18 protein-coding genes and 5 pseudogenes are annotated in these 22568 nt (G+C 60.0%); 14 read left to right on the top strand and 9 right to left on the bottom strand.

All coding sequences use genetic code 11. From position 1 onward, the window contains the following. Positions 1-120: 120 nt before the first annotated feature. Positions 121-1902, top strand: a complete 1782-nt coding sequence (locus V1286_RS24630) for a Rieske (2Fe-2S) protein (RefSeq protein WP_334483754.1) — start codon at positions 121-123, stop codon at positions 1900-1902. 49 nt (positions 1903-1951) lie between these two features. Here the strand turns inward: V1286_RS24630 and V1286_RS24625 are convergent, their stop codons facing one another. Beyond that, positions 1952-2434 (bottom strand): adenosine-specific kinase, encoded by a 483-nt coding sequence (locus V1286_RS24625; RefSeq protein WP_334483752.1) that lies wholly within the window; start codon positions 2432-2434, stop codon positions 1952-1954. A gap of 996 nt (positions 2435-3430) precedes the next feature. On the opposite strand from V1286_RS24625, the gene V1286_RS24620 reads away from it, so the two are divergent. The 8 genes and pseudogenes from V1286_RS24620 to V1286_RS24585 all read left to right on the top strand — a co-directional run bounded on the left by V1286_RS24620 (position 3431) and on the right by V1286_RS24585 (position 10817). Further along, a complete protein-coding gene (locus V1286_RS24620; RefSeq protein ID WP_334483749.1) occupies positions 3431-4369 on the top strand; it encodes a glutamate cyclase domain-containing protein in 939 nt (312 codons plus the stop codon). Positions 4370-4478: 109 nt separating this feature from the next. Continuing rightward, positions 4479-4631: pseudogene (locus V1286_RS24615) on the top strand (haloacid dehalogenase type II); the annotation flags it as partial. 354 nt (positions 4632-4985) lie between these two features. Continuing rightward, positions 4986-5507: pseudogene (locus tag V1286_RS24610) on the top strand (hypothetical protein); the annotation flags it as partial. Positions 5508-5969: 462 nt separating this feature from the next. Further along, on the top strand, positions 5970-7148 hold the full coding sequence (locus V1286_RS24605) for a branched-chain amino acid ABC transporter substrate-binding protein (protein WP_334483746.1): 1179 nt from the start codon (positions 5970-5972) through the stop codon (positions 7146-7148). 64 nt (positions 7149-7212) lie between these two features. Then, positions 7213-8133 (top strand): branched-chain amino acid ABC transporter permease, encoded by a 921-nt coding sequence (locus V1286_RS24600; RefSeq protein WP_334483743.1) that lies wholly within the window; start codon positions 7213-7215, stop codon positions 8131-8133. A gap of 55 nt (positions 8134-8188) precedes the next feature. After that, positions 8189-9298 (top strand): branched-chain amino acid ABC transporter permease, encoded by a 1110-nt coding sequence (locus V1286_RS24595; protein WP_334483740.1) that lies wholly within the window; start codon positions 8189-8191, stop codon positions 9296-9298. Continuing rightward, a complete protein-coding gene (locus V1286_RS24590; protein WP_334483737.1) occupies positions 9295-10098 on the top strand; it encodes an ABC transporter ATP-binding protein in 804 nt (267 codons plus the stop codon). The genes V1286_RS24595 and V1286_RS24590 overlap by 4 nt, the downstream gene beginning before the upstream one ends. A 23-nt stretch (positions 10099-10121) precedes the next feature. Then, positions 10122-10817, top strand: coding sequence for an ABC transporter ATP-binding protein (locus tag V1286_RS24585; RefSeq protein WP_334483734.1), 696 nt, complete (start codon positions 10122-10124; stop codon positions 10815-10817). A 367-nt stretch (positions 10818-11184) separates the two neighbouring features. Here the strand turns inward: V1286_RS24585 and V1286_RS24580 are convergent, their stop codons facing one another. Together V1286_RS24580 and V1286_RS24575 are read right to left on the bottom strand one after the other, a co-directional pair. Continuing rightward, positions 11185-11466: a transglycosylase gene (locus tag V1286_RS24580; RefSeq protein ID WP_334483731.1), complete on the bottom strand. Its 282-nt coding sequence runs from the start codon at positions 11464-11466 to the stop codon at positions 11185-11187. Between the two features lie 328 nt (positions 11467-11794). Beyond that, positions 11795-12415 (bottom strand): hypothetical protein, encoded by a 621-nt coding sequence (locus V1286_RS24575; RefSeq protein WP_334483729.1) that lies wholly within the window; start codon positions 12413-12415, stop codon positions 11795-11797. A gap of 302 nt (positions 12416-12717) precedes the next feature. Between V1286_RS24575 and V1286_RS24570 the strand changes: the two genes are divergently transcribed. Then, positions 12718-13494, top strand: a complete 777-nt coding sequence (locus V1286_RS24570) for a molybdopterin-dependent oxidoreductase (RefSeq protein WP_334489865.1) — start codon at positions 12718-12720, stop codon at positions 13492-13494. Between the two features lie 258 nt (positions 13495-13752). Here V1286_RS24570 and V1286_RS24565 read toward each other — a convergent pair whose 3' ends face one another. Together V1286_RS24565 and V1286_RS24555 are read right to left on the bottom strand one after the other, a co-directional pair. After that, positions 13753-14028 carry a hypothetical protein gene (locus V1286_RS24565; RefSeq protein WP_334483727.1) on the bottom strand — a complete coding sequence of 92 codons (276 nt, stop codon included), beginning with the start codon at positions 14026-14028 and terminating at the stop codon, positions 13753-13755. Between the two features lie 427 nt (positions 14029-14455). Beyond that, positions 14456-15109, bottom strand: coding sequence for a hypothetical protein (locus V1286_RS24555; RefSeq protein WP_334483722.1), 654 nt, complete (start codon positions 15107-15109; stop codon positions 14456-14458). A 173-nt stretch (positions 15110-15282) separates the two neighbouring features. Here V1286_RS24555 and V1286_RS24550 point away from each other — a divergent pair, with 173 nt between their 5' ends. Beyond that, positions 15283-15717 carry a hypothetical protein gene (locus V1286_RS24550; protein ID WP_334483719.1) on the top strand — a complete coding sequence of 145 codons (435 nt, stop codon included), beginning with the start codon at positions 15283-15285 and terminating at the stop codon, positions 15715-15717. Positions 15718-16362: 645 nt separating this feature from the next. Here the strand turns inward: V1286_RS24550 and V1286_RS24545 are convergent. Further along, positions 16363-17113: pseudogene (locus V1286_RS24545) on the bottom strand (transposase family protein); the annotation flags it as partial. Between the two features lie 241 nt (positions 17114-17354). Here V1286_RS24545 and V1286_RS24540 point away from each other — a divergent pair. Then, positions 17355-18726 (top strand): annotated as a pseudogene (locus V1286_RS24540) (transposase). A gap of 333 nt (positions 18727-19059) precedes the next feature. On the opposite strand, the gene V1286_RS24535 reads toward V1286_RS24540, so the two are convergent. From V1286_RS24535 to V1286_RS24525, 3 genes and pseudogenes are all read right to left on the bottom strand, one after another. After that, positions 19060-19530, bottom strand: a complete 471-nt coding sequence (locus tag V1286_RS24535) for an SgcJ/EcaC family oxidoreductase (RefSeq protein ID WP_334483716.1) — start codon at positions 19528-19530, stop codon at positions 19060-19062. A 69-nt stretch (positions 19531-19599) separates the two neighbouring features. After that, positions 19600-20058, bottom strand: a complete 459-nt coding sequence (locus V1286_RS24530; protein ID WP_334483713.1) for a cupin domain-containing protein — start codon at positions 20056-20058, stop codon at positions 19600-19602. 203 nt (positions 20059-20261) lie between these two features. Further along, positions 20262-20750, bottom strand: a pseudogene (locus V1286_RS24525) (IS30 family transposase); the annotation flags it as partial. Positions 20751-20850: 100 nt separating this feature from the next. Here V1286_RS24525 and V1286_RS24520 point away from each other — a divergent pair. Both V1286_RS24520 and V1286_RS24515 read left to right on the top strand, forming a co-directional pair. Next, the gene (locus V1286_RS24520; protein ID WP_334483710.1) at positions 20851-21045 is read left to right on the top strand and encodes a winged helix-turn-helix domain-containing protein; all 195 of its coding nucleotides are present in this window, start codon (positions 20851-20853) and stop codon (positions 21043-21045) included. Next, the gene (locus tag V1286_RS24515; RefSeq protein WP_334483707.1) at positions 21027-22412 is read left to right on the top strand and encodes a tetratricopeptide repeat protein; all 1386 of its coding nucleotides are present in this window, start codon (positions 21027-21029) and stop codon (positions 22410-22412) included. The genes V1286_RS24520 and V1286_RS24515 overlap by 19 nt, the downstream gene beginning before the upstream one ends. The last annotated feature ends 156 nt before the right edge of the window (positions 22413-22568 follow it).

The raw sequence follows: 22568 nt of genomic DNA, 5'->3' as shown, positions 1-22568 counted from the left end.
TCATGGCAGTTCGCGCCCTTTTGCGCAGCCCCCATAGCATTCTCTCGCCTTTGCGCGAGAGGATGCCTATGTTGTGGGGTACCTGCAGCGGCCCCAGAGTGACAATGGGAGGTAATGCCCATGGACGCGCCCAGCAAGGAATTTGCACTGGCGGGCACCCTTGAGGAGCTGAAGATCAAGGGGCAGCTCATCGTGCACGGTGGCCATCGTCCTATCCTCGTCATCTACGACCGGGGGCGCGTCTTCGCCCTCGACAATCGGTGCCCGCACATGGGCTTCCCGCTCGAGCGCGGCAGCGTCGAGGACGGCATTTTGACCTGTCACTGGCACCACGCTCGCTTCGATCTCGAAAGTGGCTGCACCTTCGACCTCTGGGCGGACGACGTGCCGATCTGCCCGGTCGAGGTGCGTAATGGTGACGTCTGGGTGAAGACCACGTTCACTCATGCCGATCCCGCCGCGCACTGGCATCAGCGGCTTGCGAACGGCCTCGCCCACGACCTCGGCCTCGTCATTGCCAAGGCCATACATGGTCAGCTCGCGGCCGGCGTACCGCAGGCCGAAATCGTACGGGAGGTGGCTCTGTTCGGGGCGCAAAATCGCGACGGCTGGGGCGTGGGTCTGACGATCCTTACGGCACTCGCCAATATCCTGCCCGGCCTGCCGGAGGAGGAAGCCTATCTCGCTCTATTCCACGGCGCACGCCGCGTAGCGGCGGACTGCGATGGTGAGGCGCCGCGGCGGGAACGCGCGCCGCTTGGAAGCCGACCGGATCCGGCCGCGCTCAAACGCTGGCTGCGGCGTTGGACAAACGTGCGCCATCGCGAGGCGGCCGAGCGCACCCTGCTCACGGCGATTGCGGCCGGCTTCTCTCCGGCTGAACTCGCTGATTCCCTGTTCGCCGCCGAGACCGAGCGCGCGTTCGCCAACACCGGGCACTCGCTCGACTTCATCAACAAGGCGTTCGAGTGCCTCGACCTGGTCGGCTGGCAACACGCGGCGGCTCTGCTGCCGACTGTCGTCGGTCAGATGGTAGCGGCCCGTGGCGCCGAGGAATCGACTGCCTGGCGCCAGCCCGTTGACCTTGTTGCGTTGTGTGAGGACTCGACCAGCGAACTCGCGGGTCTGTTCGCTGTCGGACACGGCTCGGGTAAGTGGTCGGGCCAGGCCGCGCTTGCTCAAGAGCTGCTCGGTGAGGATCCGGACAGGATCGTTGCTGCGCTCAAGGAGGCGATCCGCGCCGGTGCCGCTCCTGCTGACCTTGGCCAAGCCCTCGCGTACGCTGCAGCGCTCAGGGTGGCGCGCTTCGGCAATGCCAACGAGCACGCCGACTGGGCGACGGCGCATCACGTCTTCACCTACGCCAACGCAGTCCACCAGATGCTGACGCGCATCGGGACTGCCAACATCGACACTCACGTCACGACCGTCCGCGGCGTATTGCACGGAGCGATGGCGCTCTACCTTGCTCGCTATCTCAATGTGCCGCCAGCGCGCATCCCGGGCGACGGCGGTGAGCAGCTAGATGATCTGCCCGCGGATCCAGAGACGATCGGCGCCGCCTTGCTCGACGCCTTCGACCGGCAGAGACAGGTCGATCTCGCCGCACGCCTCGTGGCACGGCATCTCACGCTCGGCCATTCGCCGCAGGCGCTGATCGCCACGCTCGCGCATGCGGTGCTGCGCGAAGATGCAGGCTTCCATGCGTATCAGATGCTGGAGGCGGGAGTCCGGCAATTCGGCGCGTGGGGCGACACGGACGAGGGCCGGCACATCCTCATCGCGGTTGCCCGCTATCTGGCGGCCCATTCGCCGACCGAACGCGCGTCGCTGCAGACAGCCGACATCGCCCGCCGCTTGATGCGGGGTGGCGAGCTACATTACGGGGTTGGATCGTCCTGACGTCACGCGCTGAGGGCGCCAGCCTGTCGGCTTCGGCTTCATCCAGCCACTACAGCTTGTAGCCGAGCTTTCGCAGCAGGTCTTTCCGCCACGCAATGTCGGCGTCGGTTTCGACACCCAGCGGCGAGGCGCCATCCACCACGCCGAGCACGCCGCGGCCCAGCTCGGTCTGCGCGACGATCACCTGTGTCGGGTTGGCTGTCGCGCAATAGATGCGGCAGACCTCCGGCACCGCACGCACTGCAGCCAGCACGTTGACGGGAAAGAACCCGTCGCCTAGGAAGATCAGGAAAGTGTGGCCGGCACCGATGGCCAATGCGTTGTCGCGTGCGAGGGCGAGGGCGGCTTCGTCATTACCCGACCAGCGCACCAGCCGCTTACCGGAGGCCTCGAAGGCCAGCCCGAAGCGGATGCCCGGAACCGCGCCCACCAGCGCCTCGTGGAGGTCTTCCACGGTCTTGATGAAATGCGACTGGCCGAAGATGAAGTTGATGGCGTCCGGCTTGACGATGGGCACCACGGTGAGTTCCATGGCTGCCGATCCTGCAAGGTGAGCTACACCAAGGTAGGCCGCCGGAAGGTGATTGCAAGCCGCCATAGGCGGCAGCGGCGGTCGAGGCAGCGCGCGAGACACGTCCGGTCTAACCTTCGACAGCAACCCTTGGAACGAACAGAGCTAGACGGCATCGACGGGCCAAAACGGCGCCGCACTGCAGCATTTTGCTTTCGCAAACCGACCGTCCTGGCCTCGCGCCTTTTGACGATCAGGGCTATCCTTCTCTCTGATCGCACTTTCGGCGAACCGCATGAAGCTTGGTCCCGGCGGCTCCCGGGGGGCTAGAAATGAGCCGCCCAGCTTTCGTTGGTGATCAAATGACGCATGGCGGCCAAAAGGGTTTCGGCATGACCAAGCACGGGCGATCGGGGCACGCGACCCGATCGCCGCGTTTCCGCTTCCTGCAGAAGCTCGAAGCACAGAAGAATGATCGCAAGGACCGCTCTCGGATCAAGGATCCGAAACAGTCCGTCGAAGAGCTATTCCATCCCCGGAAGCCAACATGACCCTGCCTATCCTTGGATGAGCTCCGGGGTAGGCACATTCGGAAATTCGGTGCTTGTGCTCAGTGCGCGCACGGAGCTGAGGGACTGACAAGAATACGGCGTTCATCCCATTAATCGCTGGCGCGTCAATGACCCGGATACCAAATACGACCTTATCCTAGCCGGAGGTCACAGGAGTAGGCGAACCTTCCTTGTTACCGTCGAAGAGGATGAGCACGCGCAAGTCTGAGGCCCTCTTCTTGAGCAGCAGCTGACCCTCAGGCTTCCGCGACGAATCGGAAGGAAGCTCGGCGGTCAGGTTGACCTGTTCGCTCTCGCGATCCTAGGAGCGGATGGCCTAGTTTCCCGGGAGCGATTTTCTAAGCAACAGAGCAGGGACGCTGTCCTCCAAACAGAGTTGTTATCATGTAGGCGACCGGAAAGACCCCGCAGTACCAATCCGGCACCTTCGAGAAGGCAAGTCGAGGTGGATACAGTGAACGAGTCGGTACCCCGGATCGAGGCGATCATCGGGCGCAAAGTCAAACGCGATATCGGCCAGATGACCGAGTGGGCAAAAGGCAATCTTGCCCGCGCCGCAGAGGCCATCATGAACACGCCCAACGCGCATGTCGGCATCGTTACCGGCTTCTATATCCAGCACGCGGAGCCGCCTGCTCCAGAAACGGACGGGCTCGGCGGGATGGCCCATCTGGCCGCGGGCCTCGCAAATGTGGGCATCCCGGTAACGGTCATTACCGACACACCATGTGCAAAGGCGGTATGGGCCGTGGTCGATGCGCTGCCGATGCCCGTCAATCTTGAGGTCGTGTCGACGACGGAGAGTTCGGTTCTCCGCCTGCGACGGTACCTAGAGACAGGCGATCGGCCGATCACTCACTTGATCGCAATAGAGCGGGTTTCTCCGGCTTCGGATGGAAAGCCCCACCGGGAGCACGGATGGGACATGTCGCGCGAAACAGCGCCGCTCCATCTTCTCTTTAGCGACCCCGCCGCGAAGCGTCGCTGGTACACGATCGGCATCGGGGACGGGGGCAATGAGATTGGGATGGGATCCTTGCCCAAGGAAATCATCGAAAGTGGAATTCCCAATGGCAAGGTGATCGCAGCGACGACTCCGGTCGATTCGCTCATCGTCGCCGGTGTGTCGAACTGGGGAGGGTATGGGCTCCTTGCTGCAATGGCGTGCACGAAGCCAGCGTTGCGGGATCCTCTCCTGCGTTATTTCAATCGCGATATGGATCACCGGTTCCTTTCGGCGGCGGTGGAAACCGGGCAGGCGGTCGATGACAGCCGGGTCGATAATCCCGGGCGACCACAGATGAGTGTCGACAGCATACCCTGGGAGCGGCACGCGGCTCTTCTTGAAGAGATCTCCGCCGTGGTGGCGTTGCAGGCGCGCTGATCATCTTGAAGCTGATAGGCCATTCTAGCGATCAAGGGCGAAGCCGTTCGCCTCGAGAGCCTCCGATCGGCGACTCTCTCCGGACGAGGCCTCTCCTGGCTAGACGAAATGGCGGCTCAAGCAGCTCGGATATACCTGGCACCGCTCGCTGATGCGCCGTTACGAGGATTTTTCCTTCGTCACCCGCGACTCGCTGGTCTATACGTTGAGGACGCTAGGCCTGAAGCACGACATCAAGGTCTTCGAGCGGATAATGAACAAGACGATGTTCAAGGCGCTTCGCATGCAAATGGATGAGCTCGGCTTGACGCCGGATTATCGCGTGCGCGGACTCTGGCGCTTGTCGAAAAACGGTCGTCCGTACCCGGGTGGGCGTCACCAGCCGTACGTCATCAATGAGTATCGGTTTCGCGGGCATCGTTTCTCTGGGGATGTTAGGCTGGCGGGTTGATCCAAGAGCCAACTGGACCGTACTGCTCGCCTCGGATCTAGGAATCGGTTGGCCGGCGCAGCTGCAGTCGCCACGGTTCGGCCGGATGCGCCGCTTGTCGTCACTGCACCCGTGGCATCGAGCCGGCCGATGGCACAAAGCGGGCCGCAATGAGCCCGAGCTAAGATCTCAAAGGAAACCCGACGATGTCGACATACAAACATTCTCATCCTAGGCGCTTCATACGGTTCGTTGCTCGCGTCGAAGATTCTGCTCGGCGCGCATTCCGTGAAACTTGTCTGTCTTCCGGCCGAGGCAGATCTGATCAATTCCGAAGGGTTTCGTGTTCGGATTCCGATCCGCGGCCGGAGCGAACCCATCGAGCTCGATTCATGCAAGCTGCCCGGCCGAGTGTCGGCAGCGGGAGCGGCGGACGTCGACCCTCGCGAATATGATCTCATCGGCCTTGCGATGCAGGAGCCCCAATATGGATCGCCCGGAGTGCGGGAGCTTATGAACGCTGTCGCGACATCGCGGGTGCCGTGTATGTCGATCATAAACATGCCGCCGTTTCCCTATATGAGGCGCGTTCCTGGCATAGATTCCGAACTGCTTAGGCCCGCCTATACGGCGCCGGAAGTCTGGGAGGAATTCGACCCCGCTACCCTGACGCTCTGCAGTCCCGATCCCCAGGCAATAAGGCCGCCGGGGCCGGGTCGGACCATCCCCTCCGGCGCCCGGAGAACTTTCAAGCGGCGCCGGTCTTCTGCAGAACAAGAAACGCGAGGAGGAGGTCTGAAACCCTGAGACTCGGCCGCACGGCCAGCGCGGCCTCGGGCTCCTTTGGCGCTCCTACCTTGTCGCAAGGTGCCAGGACTTCGCAAACAATGATGCGACAAGGATGATCCGGCGGCGTGTGCGGCGCCCCGCCAAATCCAAATTCGTGGGGCGGAGTCCACGGGTGTCTTTGAGGCGCTTCGCAGAAGTGTTATAAGCAGTCGTCTGCCCCACGTGATGCGCAATTCTGAGTTGCGGTCACAGCGCCATAAGAGGTCGGCCATGGCTTGACGAGTCATGGGAAACGCGAGCCTAGGCTGCAGCATCATCCGTCGCAACGGTCCATCCGCAATGTTCGCCGGCTGGGGCAAGACGGACTTGAAGGAGGTCCGCATGAACAGGTTTCTGTCGCTTGCAGCCGCTTTCATTTGCGCCGGAGCCTTGGGCGTTACTGGAGGCGTGTCGTCGTCCCATGCCAAGGAGAAGATCAGGGTCGGCTTTATCGGTCCGTTGACGGGCGGCACATCCGCCAATGGTCTCGGCGGGCGCAATTCCGCAGATCTCGCTGTGCGACTCCGCAATGCGGATGCGGAGGCCAAGTACGAATACGAGATGGTCGCGCTCGACGACGAATGCAAGCCGAATGTCGGCGTTCAACAGGCGACCAAGCTTGCAACCGACAAAGAGATCATCGCGGCTGCGACGCATTACTGCTCGGCGGTGGCCATCGCCACGGTCGACGTTTATCACAAGTTCGGCTTGCCGGTGATCGTGTGGGGCGCGGTGCTGCCCGACATCACCTATCGGAACAAGTATGCCGAGGTGCACCGCGTCAACGGCACGATGATCAATCAGAACGAGCGCAACGCGGAGTTGTCGTCGAGCCTCGGCTACAAGACCTTTGCAGTGATTCACGACACAACCGACTACGGCAAGGGACACAACAAGTATTTTAGCGAAGCGCTCGCCAAGCACGGCGGCAAGATCGTCGGCACCTTCGGTGTCACCTCCGACCAGCAGGATTTCAGCGCCGAACTCACCCAGATCAAGTCGCTCAATCCGCAAGCAATCTATTTCGGCGGCTTGACGCCGATCGGCGTGCGCATCCGCGGTCAGATGGATAAGCTCGGGCTGAACACTGTGCTGTTCGATGGAACATCGGGGATCAAGTCCGATTCCTATATCGACGGTCTCGGCAAGCTGGCGGAAGGCTCGCTCTCCTTCATCGAAGGCGCCCCAACGGAGCGGCTGCCGGGCGGAAAGTTCTTCCTGGAGAAATACAACGACCAAAATTACCCGAACCCGCCCGAGGCCTATGGCGGCTTCGCCTTCGCAGCCATGAACCTGATCCTCGACACGATCGAGCAGGTGGGGCCCGACCGCAAGAAGGTGCAAGCAACCCTCAACAAGGTGAAGGATCGCGACTCGATCGTCGGCAAGATCACCTTTGACGACCACGGACAGAACACGGTCGCCCTCATTACCGCCTTCGTGGTCCAGGATGGAAAATGGGTGGTCTGGGAGGACAGCGAATATGCGTCCGGAAAGCGCAAACTTCCGGGCCAGAAATAGCCTAGGCAGGGGAGCAAAGGTTTAGCACCTTCCCGTCTTGCTCCCGACAGGCTGGAGGCGCGGCATGGATCTGGGGCTGGTTGCCCAGTACACTATGAATGGGCTGATGCTCGGCATGATGTACGCGCTGGTTGCCGTGGGCTTTACACTGTTTTTCGGCGTGCTGGACGTTATCAAGTTCTCGCATGGCGACGTGCTCACGGTCGGCGCCTTCACGGCGCTGGCCTCATTCATTGGACTGCAGAGCATCGGCCTCACCTCCGATGCGGTGGAACTCCTGGCCATGCTGGTAGCGGCCCTCGGTGCCATGGCGCTGTTAGGGGCCTTTATCGCGCGGGCATTCATCCTGCCTTTGCGCTCCGCCCCGGCCCTCAACACACTTCTGATCACGTTGATGCTGGGCACGGTTCTGCGTGAAGCCGTGCGGCTCTTTTATCCTGACGGCGCCAATCCCAAGCCGTTTCCGCGGCTGCTGCCGGCTGATTCCATCAACATCGGCAATTTCAACCTCAGGCTGGACAACGCGATCCTCCTGACGGCCGGCGCGCTTGTGATCGTCGGTCTGCAGTTCCTGCTCAACCGGACAAAGCTCGGGCTCGCGATCCGCGCCGTCGCACAAGATGAGGAGACAGCCAAGACCATGGGCGTGAACTTCAATGCCATCGTGCTGATTACGTTTGCTATCGGCTCCGCCTTGGCTGCCTTCGCGGGGTTGATGAACGGTCTCTATTACAACGAAATCAATTTCGGTATCGGACTCTATCTCGGCGTGGTGGGATTCAGCGCCGCCATCATCGGCGGGCTCGGCAGTATCTACGGTGCGATACTCGGCGGATTTCTGTTCGCCGGGCTGCAGACCATCGGCGCCGTCGCGTTGCCCTTCGCGAGCGCCTACAAGGACGTGTTTGCGTTCGCCGTGGTGATCGCGCTCATGGCATGGCGACCGACCGGTCTCATTCCCGAGAAGTTGAGCGAGCGGGTGTGACATGGTGCTTTCGGGGAACGATGGAGGGCGGTCGCTCCTGCCGGGAGCCGCTGCCGTGGTCTTGGTCACGGCATTCCTGATCATCCTCTTGCGGGTCGAAAATCAGAAAGCGATCATCGCACTGCTTGCCCTTGGTATCGGCGCCGTTATCGCGGCTAACCGGCTCGGATTGCTGAAGCCCGTTGCGCACAGTTTTAGCGAGCGGGAAGACGCGCTGGGGCTGCTCGCGATTGTCGCGACGCTCGCGGTTGGCGTGGTCTTCCACGAAGACCATTTCGTCCTGCTGCTTGTCTGCACCGTGGTGCTTTACACCGTCGCGACACTTGGGCTGAGCATCCAATTCGGCTATGCGGGGGTGCTGAACTTTGCAGGCGCCTCGTTTTTTGGCATCGGCGCCTACACCGCTGCGGTGCTCAATCAGCACACCGCCGTTCCGCACCTGCTCGTGCTACTGATTGGCGGGCTCATGGCGGCGCTGATCGGATCGCTCCTCCTGCTGCCCGTCTTGCGCACGCGCGGTCATTACGCGGCGGTGGTCACCATCGCGTTTGCGCTCCTGTTCAAGACTTTTCTGGAAGTGAACGACGTCCTTGGAGGTCCCCAGGGGCTTCAGGTGCGAGGCATGACGATCCTCGGCTGGTCGTTCAATGACAATATCGAGATCGGTGGAGTCGAGCTGTCGTTCTATCTCAATTATTTCGTCATGAGCATGATGATCATGGTCTTGGCTTTCGTCGTCGTACGACGGCTCGAGCGGTCCTGGATCGGCCTCAATCTCGATGCGCTGCGGCTGGACGAGACCGCCGCCGGTTGCTTCGGACTCAATATCGTACGTTGGAAGATAACAGCCTTCCTGCTCGGCAATTTCCTAATCGGCGTTGCCGGCACGTTGCATGGGATGGTCGTCGGCTTCGTCCAACCCAACAACTATACGTTCGCCGACTCGCTCGTCCTGGTATCGATCCTGCTGCTCGGGGGCATCGGCAATCCCTGGGGCGTGGCTGTGGCAACCGTGATCGTCGTCATCGTTCCAGAGAAGCTGCAGGTTATCCAGGAATATCGCTTTATGCTCTATGCCGCGTTGGTCATGATGGTCCTGCTGTTCCGGCCCGAGGGCCTGTTGCCGCGGCCGGTGCGTAGATATTTCCCCGGATGGCGACCATGACGCAAAATCCCGCGCCGCGTGAAGAAATGCCGCTGGTGCTCGAGGCACGGGGTTTGACCAGGCGTTTCGGCGGCGTCCTGGCTCTCGATCATCTCGACTTCGATGTTGCACAGGGCGAGATTGTTGGCCTGATTGGCCCGAACGGCTCCGGCAAGACCACATTCTTCAACGTCATCACCGGGATCTACTGGGCAGATGCAGGTCACGTGTCATTGGACGGCGCCGAGATTACACGGGCCACCCCGCAAGCCATCTATCATGCAGGAGTGTCTCGCACCTTTCAGCGTTCGCGGCTGTCCCTGCCGCTGTCGATCTTCGACAACATCATGATCGGCAACCACAAGCGCCTGAACCAGGGCCTGTGGTTCAACCTCGTCAGGCGCCAAGCATTCAAGGCCGAATTCGAGGAGAGCTTTGCCAAAGCGCAAGCGCTGGTCGAGGTGTTCGATCCGCCGCTCGCTCGGCGCATGCTGGAGCCGGTCGCGGGCCTGCCCATGATCGACCGCCGCCGCATCGAGATCTGCCGCGCGCTGATCAGCCGCCCCCAGCTGCTGCTGCTGGACGAGCCCTCCGCCGGCATGACGCACGAGGAAACGAGCCAGCTCATGGACGATATATTGGAAGTGCGGAAGCGACCCGATGGGCTTTCGATCGTGATCGTCGAGCATGAGATGGGTGTCATCGAACGCATCACCAATCGCTGCGTGGTGCTCAATTTCGGCCGCAAGATCGCCGCTGGTACATTCGCGGAGATCGCCGCCGACCGAATGGTGCAAGAAGCGTATCTGGGTCTGCAATGACAAACCACGAGGCCAACGCGCTCGTGATCGAAGGCGTCTCCACCGCCTATGATCAGGCCAACGTGCTGGAGAACGTCTCGCTGACGGCAGCGTCGGGCAAGATCACCTGTCTCCTCGGTTCCAACGGCTCCGGCAAGACCACGTTGATCCGCTCGATCCTCGGACTGACGCCACCGAACAGGGGCAGCATCCAATTCGGCGGTGTGGACCTTGCGGGACTCCCGACCCACCGAGTGATCGCGGCCGGCATTGCCTGTATTCCCGAAGGTCGGCGGGTATTCGCAAAGCTCACGGTCGAAGAAAATCTGCGCATCGGCGCTTATCAGGAGACATCGGACGCGGCTGTTGCGCAGCGCTTGGCGCATGTCTATGCCACCTTTCCGCGGCTCAGCGAGCGCCGCGATCAGCTTGCCGGCACCATGTCGGGGGGCGAGCAGGCGATGGTCTCGATTGGCCGGGGACTCATGGGCGCGCCGAAGCTTCTCCTCATCGACGAGCCTTCGCTCGGCCTCGCGCCCATCCTGGTGCGGGAGAACTTCAATATCATCCGCCGCATCAACCAGCAGGGCATCACCGTATTCCTGGTCGAACAAAACGTCCACCAGACGCTCGCGATCTCCGACTACGGCTACGTCCTCTCCAAGGGCCGCGTCGTCGCCGCTGGCGAGCCACGCGAGCTCAGTCAAACGAAGCAAGTGCACGAGGCGTACTTTGGATAATGGTTCTCACTTGTTGAGCTGATGCGGCGATCTGGTCGGCTGTGCGACAGTCAATTGGCCCAGCAACGACGAGGGTGCTGGCGCGCAACACCGAGGGGTTGTTTCGTGCCGCGACCGTCAAAGCAGTACAGCGGGTTGCTCCCCAATCGTCGTCCGCTTCGTGTCAAAAGCGTCGTTTTAACCGTCTGGCGATCACTTCCGACCTACCCCGATAAGCGGACGATTTCAGCGTCCGTCGGCATGTCTCAAACGGGCCAAACCTCAGCCCTTAGGCGGCGTCGGCCGAATGACCGTTCCTCCCTCGAAATCGGACATTTGTCGAACGGGTTGGCACGGTAGTTTTGTGCCACGGGCAGAAATATTTTTATTATTTAGCCATCCGCCAAGCGAACAGCACCACAGTCGCCCCGAGCGCCGCTGCAATTACCGACGTCACTATCCCGCCGCCGAGCGCGAGAAGCACCGCGATGTGATAGCCAATCAACGCGCCCGCAATACCCACCAACGCGCTTGTGACGATGCCGCGGGTTGATCCGGAGAATTGACGAGCAAGCCATGACGGCCCCGCAAGCCGGTCGAACAGAAAGCCAGCGGCGAGGCCGATTACGAGAACTACAATTAACGTTACGACGGGGTCTGGGGCGCGCATGTTAGGCGGCCTCGAGTGTGGTTTGGATAAGTTTACGCAAACGTTGGGACGCGTCAGTTCAAGCGTCACAGGAACGGTGCGCCTTTACGGGAGAGAAGTCGACCAATATGTCGTGAAATCGGCGACCCAAAAATTTGGGCCGACCTCTTCCGGTCTGCCCCGATAAGCGGACAATCTCCGTGCCGGTCGGCACTTCGCAAAAGTGACATAACCGGATGTGCCAACTCTCGCCGCCGTTTGGCGCTGCCGCCTGGTCCCCGTCCGCGTGCCCCGTCACGGGCTTCACAGGAAAAAGCTACTCACTCGGACCTTCTCGCTCATGCTGCAGTCACATTGGTGGCATTAGTCCATCGCGACCGACGCGCCAAGCGCGACCCTGCAGTGTTCCATCAGGCTGCTTGGCCGCGATGATGAGGACTTTTGCGCCAGGCCTGAGATCGCTCATGTCTCCCGGGACGTAAGCGACGATGGGTGCATCCGCCGGGACGAAGATTTTCTTCTCCTCGTCCTTGTATTTCAAAGTCAACGTGCGCCCATCAACAGCGGCAGCGATCTGTTCAACGTTCGCGTTCGTCATCGTGCTCTGGGGCCGAAGATCCCACGGATAGTGTCCTTCGCCGGTCCCGCGCATGGCCTCGGGGAAAATGTGTACTTCGAGTGCGCTCAGGCTGCCGTCGGGCTTCGGCATGGCGGTGACGCCCACAAACGAGCCCTCCTTGATATCGGAAAGCGACGCCTTGACAATGCCGGCGATCTGCGGCTTTTCGGGAAGCGTCACCTTTAGTTCGGCTCCATCGCGCGTCTTAACCACATAGATCGCGCTATCAATGATACCTTCGATGGTTCCGCGCACGCGGACGGGCGGAGCCTCCTGAGTCCATGCCACGGGCGCCGCCAGAATGGCGGCAAAACCGATCATTCGCAGCGAACACGCTATGGTGCGAGACATCGCTTCCTCCTGATGCTTTGGAGCACTGGTTTTGGAGGCAGCAGGATGACCCTCGATGACCCGGGGTCAATTTCATTTCGTGCTAGGGTTTTCGAGGGGATTTCGCCGATCCCTGCGGCCTTGTTAAAGGTAGCTTACCTTACCATATTGCCCATGTCGGAACTAGGAAGCATGGTGGACGCAACCCTTGGCGGCCGGCTTTCGCGGAAGAGCCGGTACATGTGCTTGATCCATTGAGATCACGCCGTCGCGATGGTTGCCATGATAGGCGTAGCAATCTGTGGCCTCTGAGGAGACCAGAGATGTCTTGTTCGATATCCTCGGTTCCCGGGATCGATGCCGAACTCGTCGCCAAGGACGCTGCCAAACTCCTGCCAGAGCCAAGCCGTCGCGCCTTCCTGCGGGCAGGCGCAAGCGTCGGTGCGCTCGCCTTTCTGACCGGATGCGACGTCATCGATGGGCCGTCGGCTGAGAATGCGCTGCGCATCGTGTCTCGCTTCAATGATCGTGTGCAGGCGTGGTTGTTCAACCCGAACCGACTTGCACCGACCTATCCAGAAACCGCGATCACGCGTCCTTTCCCGTTCAATGCGTATTATCGCGAGGAGAACGCACCCGATATCGACGAAGACGAATACAAACTCTTGATCGACGGTTTGGTCGACGACAAGCGGCCATGGACACTCGATCGGCTGTACGCGCTGCCCCAGGAGACGCAGATCACCCGCCTTGTCTGCATCGAGGGCTGGAGCGCAATTGGAAAATGGACGGGAACGCCGCTTCGCGAATTTCTCCGCCGGATTGGCGCCGATACACGGGCAAAGTACGTGCATTTCACCTGCGCCGAAGGCTATTCGAGCTCCATCGATATGGCCACGGCGCTGCATCCGCAGACGCAGCTGACCTTCAAGTACGATGGAGAGGTCCTGCCGCCGAAATACGGCTTTCCCATGCGCGTGCGCATTCCGACCAAGCTCGGCTTCAAAAATCCTAAGCACGTTATCGGGCTTGTCGTGCTCAATAATTACACCGGCGGCTACTGGGAAGATGAAGGCTACAACTGGTTCAGCGGCCTTTGAACCGGAGAGCCGCCGCCTGTAACGTGTGAGCGAGTCTGTCCCGAAAACCGATGTCGGAGATGGGTCAAAAGCACCGGTTTGAACGTCGGCCGACCACTTCCGGTCTTACCCGGAAACGGACATCATCAGGGCCGGTCCGGCATTTATCAAAAGTGCCACAAGCGGACAGCCTCGCAGGCCGCGAGCGATCTGGCGTACGACCGCGCAGTCATTCCCTTCGGGTTGCGTTAAGGCAAGTAGCGGGGCTTCCGAAATTCCTCATCGATGCATCCACGTCCTCGAAACCGAAAGCAGTGTGTGACCGATGACACTGAGGAGCGCGGCGATGCCCCATATAGTGAACATGTTCTCTTTGTAGCTTGCAGAAAAGCCAGCGCCTTCGGCGATCACATCGCCGATATACTTCCACCAGCCGGTGAGAGTGCCCGGCACCCCGCCAGTCGCATCAGCAATCGCAAGCGTGACTCCCGAGATCACGGGGAGATAGAAGAGGAGAACCACGGCTGCGGCGAGAACACGGAAAATGAATCGCATGAGACCTCCAATGTGCGCAATAATGGCCGCGAGCTCACCGAGCGGTTGTCTCTATGTGAGTCGTGCCGAGCTGCTTGTTGGCGGCTTCGAGACGCGCCGCACGGGGATGGCATCGCCATGGGGCGTGTATTCATAATAGCGCACAGATCCGTGCCAGTCAGGAACTGGCAAACGAACTACTTCAGCTTTCTGAAGGCCGAAATGATAGCGAGACCAAGCTGATCGCGCACAAAGCTAAATCCGTCGTATTCACTGACGAAGGCCTGCGCCAGTCCGAAGCATTATTCCGAAAGCTGTTCGCAGTAGGACGGGAAGTTTAAGTCGCGTTACTCCTAGATCCAGCGCGCACGCTCCACCACCGGCAACCCACCCGCTGCTTCAAGGTTCGCGCCGCTTCGTCGATTACCTCATCCAACAGAAGGAGTCGTCATTCACTCTGTTGCTCGCCCAGAGCGGCAGCGTACCAAAGGCTATTGAGTTCATCCTGAACCCCCCAGCCGACGTGGCTCCCGCGTGATCTAAGCTTGTCGAGACGCTCGAGATAGGTGGCGCGCTCGGCAGCAGGTAGGCTCGATACAAATTCGAGGGACCGTCCATACATGCGGATCAGAGCAGCAAAGTAGCTCTCATCTTCCATGCTGCAGGATTCTAGAAAGCCGAATGCCTCTTCGCAATAAAATATCGACAGCTCCGCCATCCCCTCGGGGCGACCAATCGCTTTCTTGTAGTGCGCAATCGCCTTCTTGGCTTTTGAAACCGACACGGATTGGTCGTTCATTAAGTCTGGGCATATCCAGGTAGAAATATTTGCTTTGAAGGGCTGGAGCTGATCATGACCCAAGCCCAAGCGGGCGTGCAAGAATGCTCGGTTGTCTTTGCTCGCAGTGTAGAGGTCTTGCACGAGCCCCCGAAGGCCTGCGCGATTGAAGTCTAAGAGCACGGTCCTAACATCGTTCCAAGTTGGCGAGGCATTTTTGCTTTGGACCACGGCCACCAACCTTTCAATGACGGTTTTATGAGCGAGCTTTTCGGCTCGTTCAAGATACACGACTTCGGCAAAGGAGTAGATTGGTCGGATCAACGATGCGGGCCGGCAAGCCCCTTAATTTGGTCCAGCGCGCTTGGCGGCTTCAGCGCCAGGGCAAATCCTGGCGCGCCAAGCCAGGCGCGAGGTCAACCGAGATACCTAAGCGAACTGTCCAACGATCGCCATGAACGCCGGCGAGTTTGGGCGGGCGAACCAATCGGACCACCATGTCCTCTAGCTCCAACGCCAGTATCGCCAAGAAAGCTCGCACGAAAGCCGAGGCGGATTTTGCCACTTGGCTCATGATGGCCAAGCTCGGTGGTTTCGATGACCTTCCGTCAAACGCACAGGGCTTTCTGACTAACTATCGAACCCGACTCAAGACGATGAGCGAGGCCGAGTCCACGGCCCTGGCCGTTCGCGAGGTCTACAGCGCTTATTACAGCGAGATGGGAGGCGTGGGCGCGGCGCCGGAACCAAAGGCCCGCACACCAACGACAGAGGGCGAAGTCGTGCGCTTCCAGAGACGGCCTAAACCTCAGCCCGCTCCATCGGCTGCACGCCATTCGACGAGGCAAATGATCCGAAAATCCCTCTCGGCACTGCTGATTTTCGCGAGCATGGTGGCTCTGATTGTCGCATATAAATATCTGACGCAGTAAAACCGCCCGCGGATTGTGTGCGGGGAAGAAATGCGCTCACAGCAACCACGCGGAACCTGGGCGGCTCGCCAAGCTTCTCTACCGCGCCCGCCACGCCACCTCTAGCAGCGGCCCGCCTCGTATGACCTCCGCATCTACACAAACGCGATGTCCGCGACGTCCGTTTTTCCGCTGATAGCCACCAAATAGCGGACATCGCGCACTTCGCATCTGTGCCAACAGCGGTCGTTCCGCAACCGCGTAGATGAGTGCTGCCCTCACCGGGAAGCGAGGCGGCGCGTCGCTTGACCTTGACGCCCGCGCGTCGCAGGTTTCGGGGCGCCGCGCGTGGCTCGCGCGCCCGACAGGCAGGATCGATCTTTCATGGCATTCGTGCAGTTCACGCAACCGGACGATCAACCCATCGTCATCAACACGGATAGGATCGTGACCGCCACACCACTGCCCGACGGACAAGGCACGCGCATCACCTTCAACAACGGTGGCCATCAGGACGTGAAGCAACTCATCGCTGACGTGCTGCGGCAGTTGAACATAAGCGCGTCGGCTCAGGACATCGCCGCCTGGGCGAACCATTCCGCCGATCAAGTGAGATCGTGCACTTTCTTGAGTGCTGCCCAATGTCGCAGATTGGGTCGTCGTCCGTTAAGAAGCCGGATTGAACCTGGCTGGGATGGCGAGCACGGGCCAGAGGGGGATCAAGATCAGGCACAAAAGCTCTCTCAGCCAGGCGAGGATACGGCGGAAGTTATAGCCGACGGCGGAGAGGATTACGTTGGCTGCATCGCCGGCCCGGCCTTTGAGGTAACAGCGGCCGAGGTGGCCTCTGACTTCAGGCGATCACGGGCTCGATGGCGGAGCGGCGCCGCAGTTCACGTTTGATGATGCCGAAGACGCCGCGCTTCTGACCCGAGATGAAGACGCGGCGCGGATTTTGCGCATCGTGACCGCGGTATCCTTTGTCGACATAGGCGCGCTCGATCACGCAGCCGGTGAGCTTCTCGGTGTCCTCGATGACATCCCGCAGCGTGTGGCCGTCATAGGGATTATCCGGCAGCGCCTTGGCGTGCAGCACGAACTGGCCGCCGGGGACAGGCCGGTTGTTGGTCGTTGGTCGTAATAGAGGCCGTCACGCCGAACTCGTAAGGCGCGGCAGCCTTGCCTTTGCCGATGCACTCCACCTCCGGGGCATGGAAGGAATACAGCTTCCAGCCGCGCTGGCGCTGCTGCTGCGAGCGGATCTGCGTGGCCCGGCTCAGCGGGAGTGCGAACGCCTCCTCAAGCGCATCCTGACCTTCGATCTTGCGGCGGATGTCGCGGATGATCCGGCCGAGCCGGGAACGCTGGATGCGCAACTCCGCTGATGCCGCTTGAACTGTTTGGCATGGGCGACGCGTCTACACCGTTTAGCAGTTCGCCAAGACAATGGTGGATGAGATATGGTCAGCCCCTCTTAAAGGTTCTGGCGTTCTCCAGACGCCGCTCCTAGTCGCGGCGACGCTCCCGTTCAGCCGCCCGATCAAAGCGCCGCAAGCGGTTATGGAACGACGGCTCTTGGCGGATTGTGTTGAAAAACACCCTGTTGAAGCCAAGGGAAATCGCTGATTCATTCTCCTTGTGGGTGGAGACTTGAATCGATGATGGGTCAGCGGCAGGTCGATCAAGCGGCGCTGTTCTACGAGTTCTCACTTGAGCGACACGTTCCGGCCACCCACCTGCTGAGGTCGATCGATCGCTTCGTCGATTTGTCGGAGGTCCGGCGGCAGCTGGCGCCATTCTACAGCTGCACTGGCCGGCCCTCGATTGATCCCGAATTGCTCGTGAGGATGTTGCTGGTCGGCTACTGCTACGGCATTCGTTCCGAGCGGCGTTTGTGCGAAGAGGTGCACTTGAACCCTGCTTACCGCTGGTTCTGTCGGCTCGGCCTTGATGGCGAGGTACCAGACCACTCGACCTTTCTCCAAGAACAGGCATGGTCGCTTCCGCAATTGCGATCTGTTGCGCAAACTGTTCGAGACCGTGGTGCAGCGCTGCATGGCAGAAGGGTTGGTCGACGGCGCCGCGTTTGCGGTCGATGCCAGTCTGATTGCAGCCGACGCCAACAAACAGCGCGCTGTTGCTGGGTCCGATGATGTTGACTGGGGCACCATTGCCAGGACGCGTCGATCCGTCCGGGAGTATCTCGACACCCTGGATGAGGCTGCCTGGGGTGCGGCGAGCGAAACGGTACCGAAGTTCATTGCCAAGTCGGATCCGGCCGCGCAATGGACGGGCGCTCACAAAGGCCATGCCTTCTTTGCCTACGCCAACAACTACCTGATCGACCTGAAGGCCGCGATCATCGTCGACGTCGAGGCGACGCGGGCTATCCGGCAAGCCGAGGTCGGTGCGGCACGCACCATGATCGAGCGGACAGAAGAGCGCCTTGAACTCTGTCCTGATCGCATCGCCGCGGACAGCGCCTATGGATCAGCCGAGATGCTGGGCTGGTTGGTCAACGAGCGCGCGATCGAGCCGCACATTCCGGTCTTTGATAAATCGGGCCGTGCCGACGGGACGTTCTCTCGGGAAGACTTCGCCTACCATCAGCAAAGCAACGTTTACATCTGCCCGGCTGGCAAGGTGTTGGCTTCCACCGGCACCGTGGTGAATGATGGGACAACACTGCTCTATCGCGCCAGCAAACATGACTGCGACGCCTGCGAGCTCAAGCCACGTTGCTGTCCGAAGATGCCAGCCCGCAAAGTCCCACGTTCAATCCACGAGAACGCCCGAGACGTCGCACGCGACATCGCCAAGACCGAGGCTTATGTGACATCGCGGCGTCAAAGAAAGAAGATCGAGATGCTGTTCGCACATCTCAAGCGCATCCTGCGCCTCGACCGGTTGAGGTTGAGGCCCAAAACCGACATACGACTGTTGGCTTCAAATGAAAGAGGCCGCCAACGGAGGCGGCCTTCCGTCACGTCGCGGGCGGCTCAATATCCGGTGCGAGGGGCTTCGAGTTAGGCGGCGCGCCTGGTTCGTCCACTTGCAACTTAAGATCGGCCGCTTTGTCCAAAAAGAGCTGCGGAAATCTTGGGGTCCGTTGTTCCTTTGGCCAACCCAAACAGGATCGCCGCTTGACGCACGAAATACTCTTTTCCGATCACGTTTGCTGTCCCGTGGTATCCCAGCGCCGACGCCATTACGCGCCAGCCGGGGATTCGTTCCGGGGAACTGTGTTACAAAGCGAACTTTATTTTTTGTTCCATCAATGGTTCGGAAATCGGCAGCTTCAGGCCAAGTGCGGACGAACAGCTGAGCCGCTACGGGTGTTCACCAACTCGAAGACGTGGTGAGCTATCTCGGGGTTGATGGCATGGCCGAGGAATGGTGGTCGACGATCAGCCAACGCTCGCCGTTCTTGACGTAGGTGAAACTGTAGCGCGCGGGCAAGCTCTTTGTCTCGCCATCCTTGACATATGAGAAGGTGTAATAGCCGGTATTGACCGCCGCATTCCCGTACACGCGGATCAGCTGATCGCCGAAGGCGACCTTGAGGCCGGGCAGAACCTTGAAGGCTGCCACGAAATAGTCTCGTCGCGCCGCCCGGTCGGAGCGCACGGTCGGCGACAGCGTGCCCCAGAGTACGGCATCGTCCGCATAGAGCGTTAAGACCTTTTCGAGATCGTCTCCGCCAAGAGCCTGCCCCCATGCCAAGGTCGCTGCCGCCACCTCCGCTTTCGGCTCGACCAAAGCGCTGGAGCCAAACGACAGTAACAGCATGCACAGGGCAAGTGCTGCACTCGATACTTTTGGAAAAGATCGCATGACATCCTCCCTTGCGAATACCGGCCAGATAAGTGTCCGCTTGAGACGGCCTCTTGCAATGCGAAGCGGCTATTGTTTGCGCGGATCGTCAGCCGGATTGATGTAATCGATGCCACCTGGGCCGATAAATTGAACTTGAAGTATCCCTTCCTCGCTTCCGGTCCAAGCGTAATGCGCGTGTTTTGCGGGGTACACCCATAACGAGCCTGGCTTTAGGAGATCACCCTTCTTTTCGAATCTTTCACCATGGCTACTGCCGACGTCACCGCTTATGATTGTGACAACTTCGGAATAGGGATGAGTATGCGGAGGCATTTGGAAGTTAGGTGGAAACTTGATGCGTAAGACGACAACCTCGCCCGCTTTCGTGGGGTCACCGACCAAGGTGGCAATCTGAACGCCCTTCGGAAAGGCTGGATTATCCTTCCATATGAGCGCATCGGGCATCACCCGGACCTCAGTATTTTGCGCCATTGCCGGAAGCGAGAGTGCAATCAAGCCGGTTGCCGTTAGCAGCAATTTTTTCATGCGAGTTTCTCCCAAGCTGTATGCAGCAAGAGACGCAATCGCAATGCGCGGTCAGTGTGAAAACCAGATTAAAGCTGCGCGCCACAATGTTGCGTGCGTCAACACGAGTCAAACTACATCATCAGCGACGGGCGAACCATAAGTCAGAGATGTTGACTTAGTAGGTTGCCAAAAAGGTCCGTGTTCGCTTTAGGACTGCCGGCTCAACCGGTCGACGCAACACAGGCGTTAAATCTTTCTGCTGGGGTTTCAAATTGCAAGGTCTCACGTGGTCGTTCGTTTAGCTGACGAGCCACTTTGTTCAGATGGGCTTGCGAATGCATCGACAAGTCGGTGCCCTTAGGAAAGTACTGTCTCAGCAGGCTATTGGTATTCTCGTTCGACCCGCGTTGCCACGGGCTTTTCGGATCGCAAAAATAGACGTCGATTTTGGTCGCCAACGTAAAGCGACGATGATCCGTAAGTTCCTTGCCCCGGTCCCAGGTTAGGGATTTATATAGCTCCTTTGGTAGCTTCTTCGCCTGCTTGATGAGCGCGGTGACAACCGTCTGGGTGTCGTTGCCTGCCACCTTGGCCAACATCACGTAACGGGTATGACGCTCGACCAAGGTCGCGATGTAGGTGTTGTTCGGCCCGGACAGGAGATCGCCCTCCCAATGACCAGGCACCGCCCGATCTTCAACCGCCGCCGGCGAGCGCGCTTGACATCCGGCTTACATTTTCCTCACCGGCGGCTTACTCTTGGCGTTGCAACCGGTGCTAGGGATCGGAGCACCGTCAGGGAATGGCATTTTGCGCTATCTCTTCGAGAACTACGCATTCGACACCGACCGGCGCGAGTTGCATCGCGAGGCGGATGTAATCGCTATCGCGCCACAGGTATTCGACCTGCTCGAATACCTGATCCGCAACAGGCAGCGCGTCGTCAGCGAGGACGATCTCATTACGCCATTTGGAGCGGGCGCGTCGTGTCCGATGCGGCCCTGACGACGCGGCTGAACGTCGCCCGGAATGCGATCGGCGATTCCGGCGAGGAAACAGCGCCTCATCAAAACCCTGCCGCGGAAAGGCATCCGTTTCGTTGGACCTGTGCCGGCAGCACAAGAGCCGGCAGCTGCCGCGGCCACCGACAACCTGGGAGAACCGCCGAAATCCCCCTCACGCTGCCCGACAAACCTTCGATCGCGGTACTGCCATTCACTAACCTGAGTTCCGATCCGGAGCAGGAGTATTTTGCGGACGGAATGGTCGAGGAGATCATCACGGCGCTTTCGCGATTCAAATGGCTGTTCGTCATCGCTCGCAATTCGAGTTTCACTTTCAGGGGTCGAGCGGTCGATATCAAAGAAGTCGGGCGGACACTTGGCGTGCGCTACGTCCTTGAAGGGTCTGTGCGCAAGGCGTCGGGGAAAGTTCGCATCGCAGGGCAGTTGATCGATGCGGTTACAGGCGCACACATATGGGCGGACAGGTTCCAGCGCGACCTGACAGACATTTTCGCTCTCCAGGACGACGTAACGGTGGCTGTTGTCTCAGCTATCGAGCCAAAATTGCTTCAAACAGAAATTGCAATGGGATCACGGCGGCGACCGGAGAATCTCACCGCCTATGACTTCTTTCTCCGTGCCATGCAGCAGAATTACCTGACGACCCGCGAAGGATTGGCCGAGGCGATAAGGCTGACTCATTGCGCTCTGGAGCTAGACGCCCGGTACGGCTTAGTTGCTTCTCTGGCAAGTGTCTGTCACTTGCTCAACGTCACTTTGGGCTATGCGATCGATCCTCAATTCGACTGCAAGGAAGCGATTCGGCTTCTTCGCCTGGCATTGAGCATCGACGATAGTGATCCGGAAACGTTGGCAAATGCTGCCCTAGTCTCCGCGTTTATGGTCGGCGACCGTGAAAGCGAGATCGAAATGGCAGGCCGGGCGGTCGCCCTCAATCCGAATTCATTTTACGGATGGCACAGCAGAGGCTGGGTATATCAGATTGCGGGGCCGTCGGAAGAAGCGCTCCGGAGCTTTGAATGTGCCATGCGCATGAGCCCGGTGGACCCGCTGCTACACCGACTATTTGTTGGGATGGCGATGGCCTTTATTGAGCTTCGTCGCTTTGACGAAGCCATCGTCGCAGGAAAGAAAGCCCTTCGTCAGTACCCCTCCTATTCGGCAGCCTACCGCTGTCTCGCATCTGCCTTCGCCCATCTCGGACGTGACGTCGAGGCGCGAGAGGCGGCGGCGCGTGTGTTTGAGCACGATCCCGCTTTTACAATATCCGCGTATATCGCCCGCGGCGGGCATTCAAATTCGAAGCTATTGATCGAGGGGCTTCGGAAGGCGGGGTTGCCCGAATGAGCCCGCGCAGGCTTATGCCGACGTGATGTGATGGCCCCTTGTGGCGCAAAGCGGCCATTCGGCGGGATCAGCACGTCGCGGAAGGGCCAACACCGGACATGCAGGCCGCATCGTCGACCGTGTCGAGCCGAAGACCTTATTCCCCTTCGGAGCGCC

It is taken from the genome of Bradyrhizobium algeriense, assembly GCF_036924595.1.
GTDB classification, from domain to species: Bacteria; Pseudomonadota; Alphaproteobacteria; order Rhizobiales; family Xanthobacteraceae; genus Bradyrhizobium; species Bradyrhizobium algeriense.
The sequence above is the reverse complement of the archived record's forward strand: the minus strand, read 5'-3'. Positions and strand labels throughout refer to the sequence as shown.

Coding starts and splice junctions, on each gene's coding strand:
- V1286_RS24590 (WP_334483737.1), top strand. CDS start 9,295: ATGACGCAAAATCCCGCGCCGCGTGAAGAAATGCCGCTGGTGCTCGAG.
- V1286_RS24565 (WP_334483727.1), bottom strand. CDS start 14,028: ATGCGATTCATTTTCCGTGTTCTCGCCGCAGCCGTGGTTCTCCTCTTC.
- V1286_RS24535 (WP_334483716.1), bottom strand. CDS start 19,530: ATGCGATCTTTTCCAAAAGTATCGAGTGCAGCACTTGCCCTGTGCATG.
- V1286_RS24575 (WP_334483729.1), bottom strand. CDS start 12,415: ATGTCTCGCACCATAGCGTGTTCGCTGCGAATGATCGGTTTTGCCGCC.
- V1286_RS24530 (WP_334483713.1), bottom strand. CDS start 20,058: ATGAAAAAATTGCTGCTAACGGCAACCGGCTTGATTGCACTCTCGCTT.
- V1286_RS24570 (WP_334489865.1), top strand. CDS start 12,718: ATGTCTTGTTCGATATCCTCGGTTCCCGGGATCGATGCCGAACTCGTC.
- V1286_RS24630 (WP_334483754.1), top strand. CDS start 121: ATGGACGCGCCCAGCAAGGAATTTGCACTGGCGGGCACCCTTGAGGAG.
- V1286_RS24580 (WP_334483731.1), bottom strand. CDS start 11,466: ATGCGCGCCCCAGACCCCGTCGTAACGTTAATTGTAGTTCTCGTAATC.
- V1286_RS24625 (WP_334483752.1), bottom strand. CDS start 2,434: ATGGAACTCACCGTGGTGCCCATCGTCAAGCCGGACGCCATCAACTTC.
- V1286_RS24550 (WP_334483719.1), top strand. CDS start 15,283: ATGTCCTCTAGCTCCAACGCCAGTATCGCCAAGAAAGCTCGCACGAAA.
- V1286_RS24600 (WP_334483743.1), top strand. CDS start 7,213: ATGGATCTGGGGCTGGTTGCCCAGTACACTATGAATGGGCTGATGCTC.
- V1286_RS24605 (WP_334483746.1), top strand. CDS start 5,970: ATGAACAGGTTTCTGTCGCTTGCAGCCGCTTTCATTTGCGCCGGAGCC.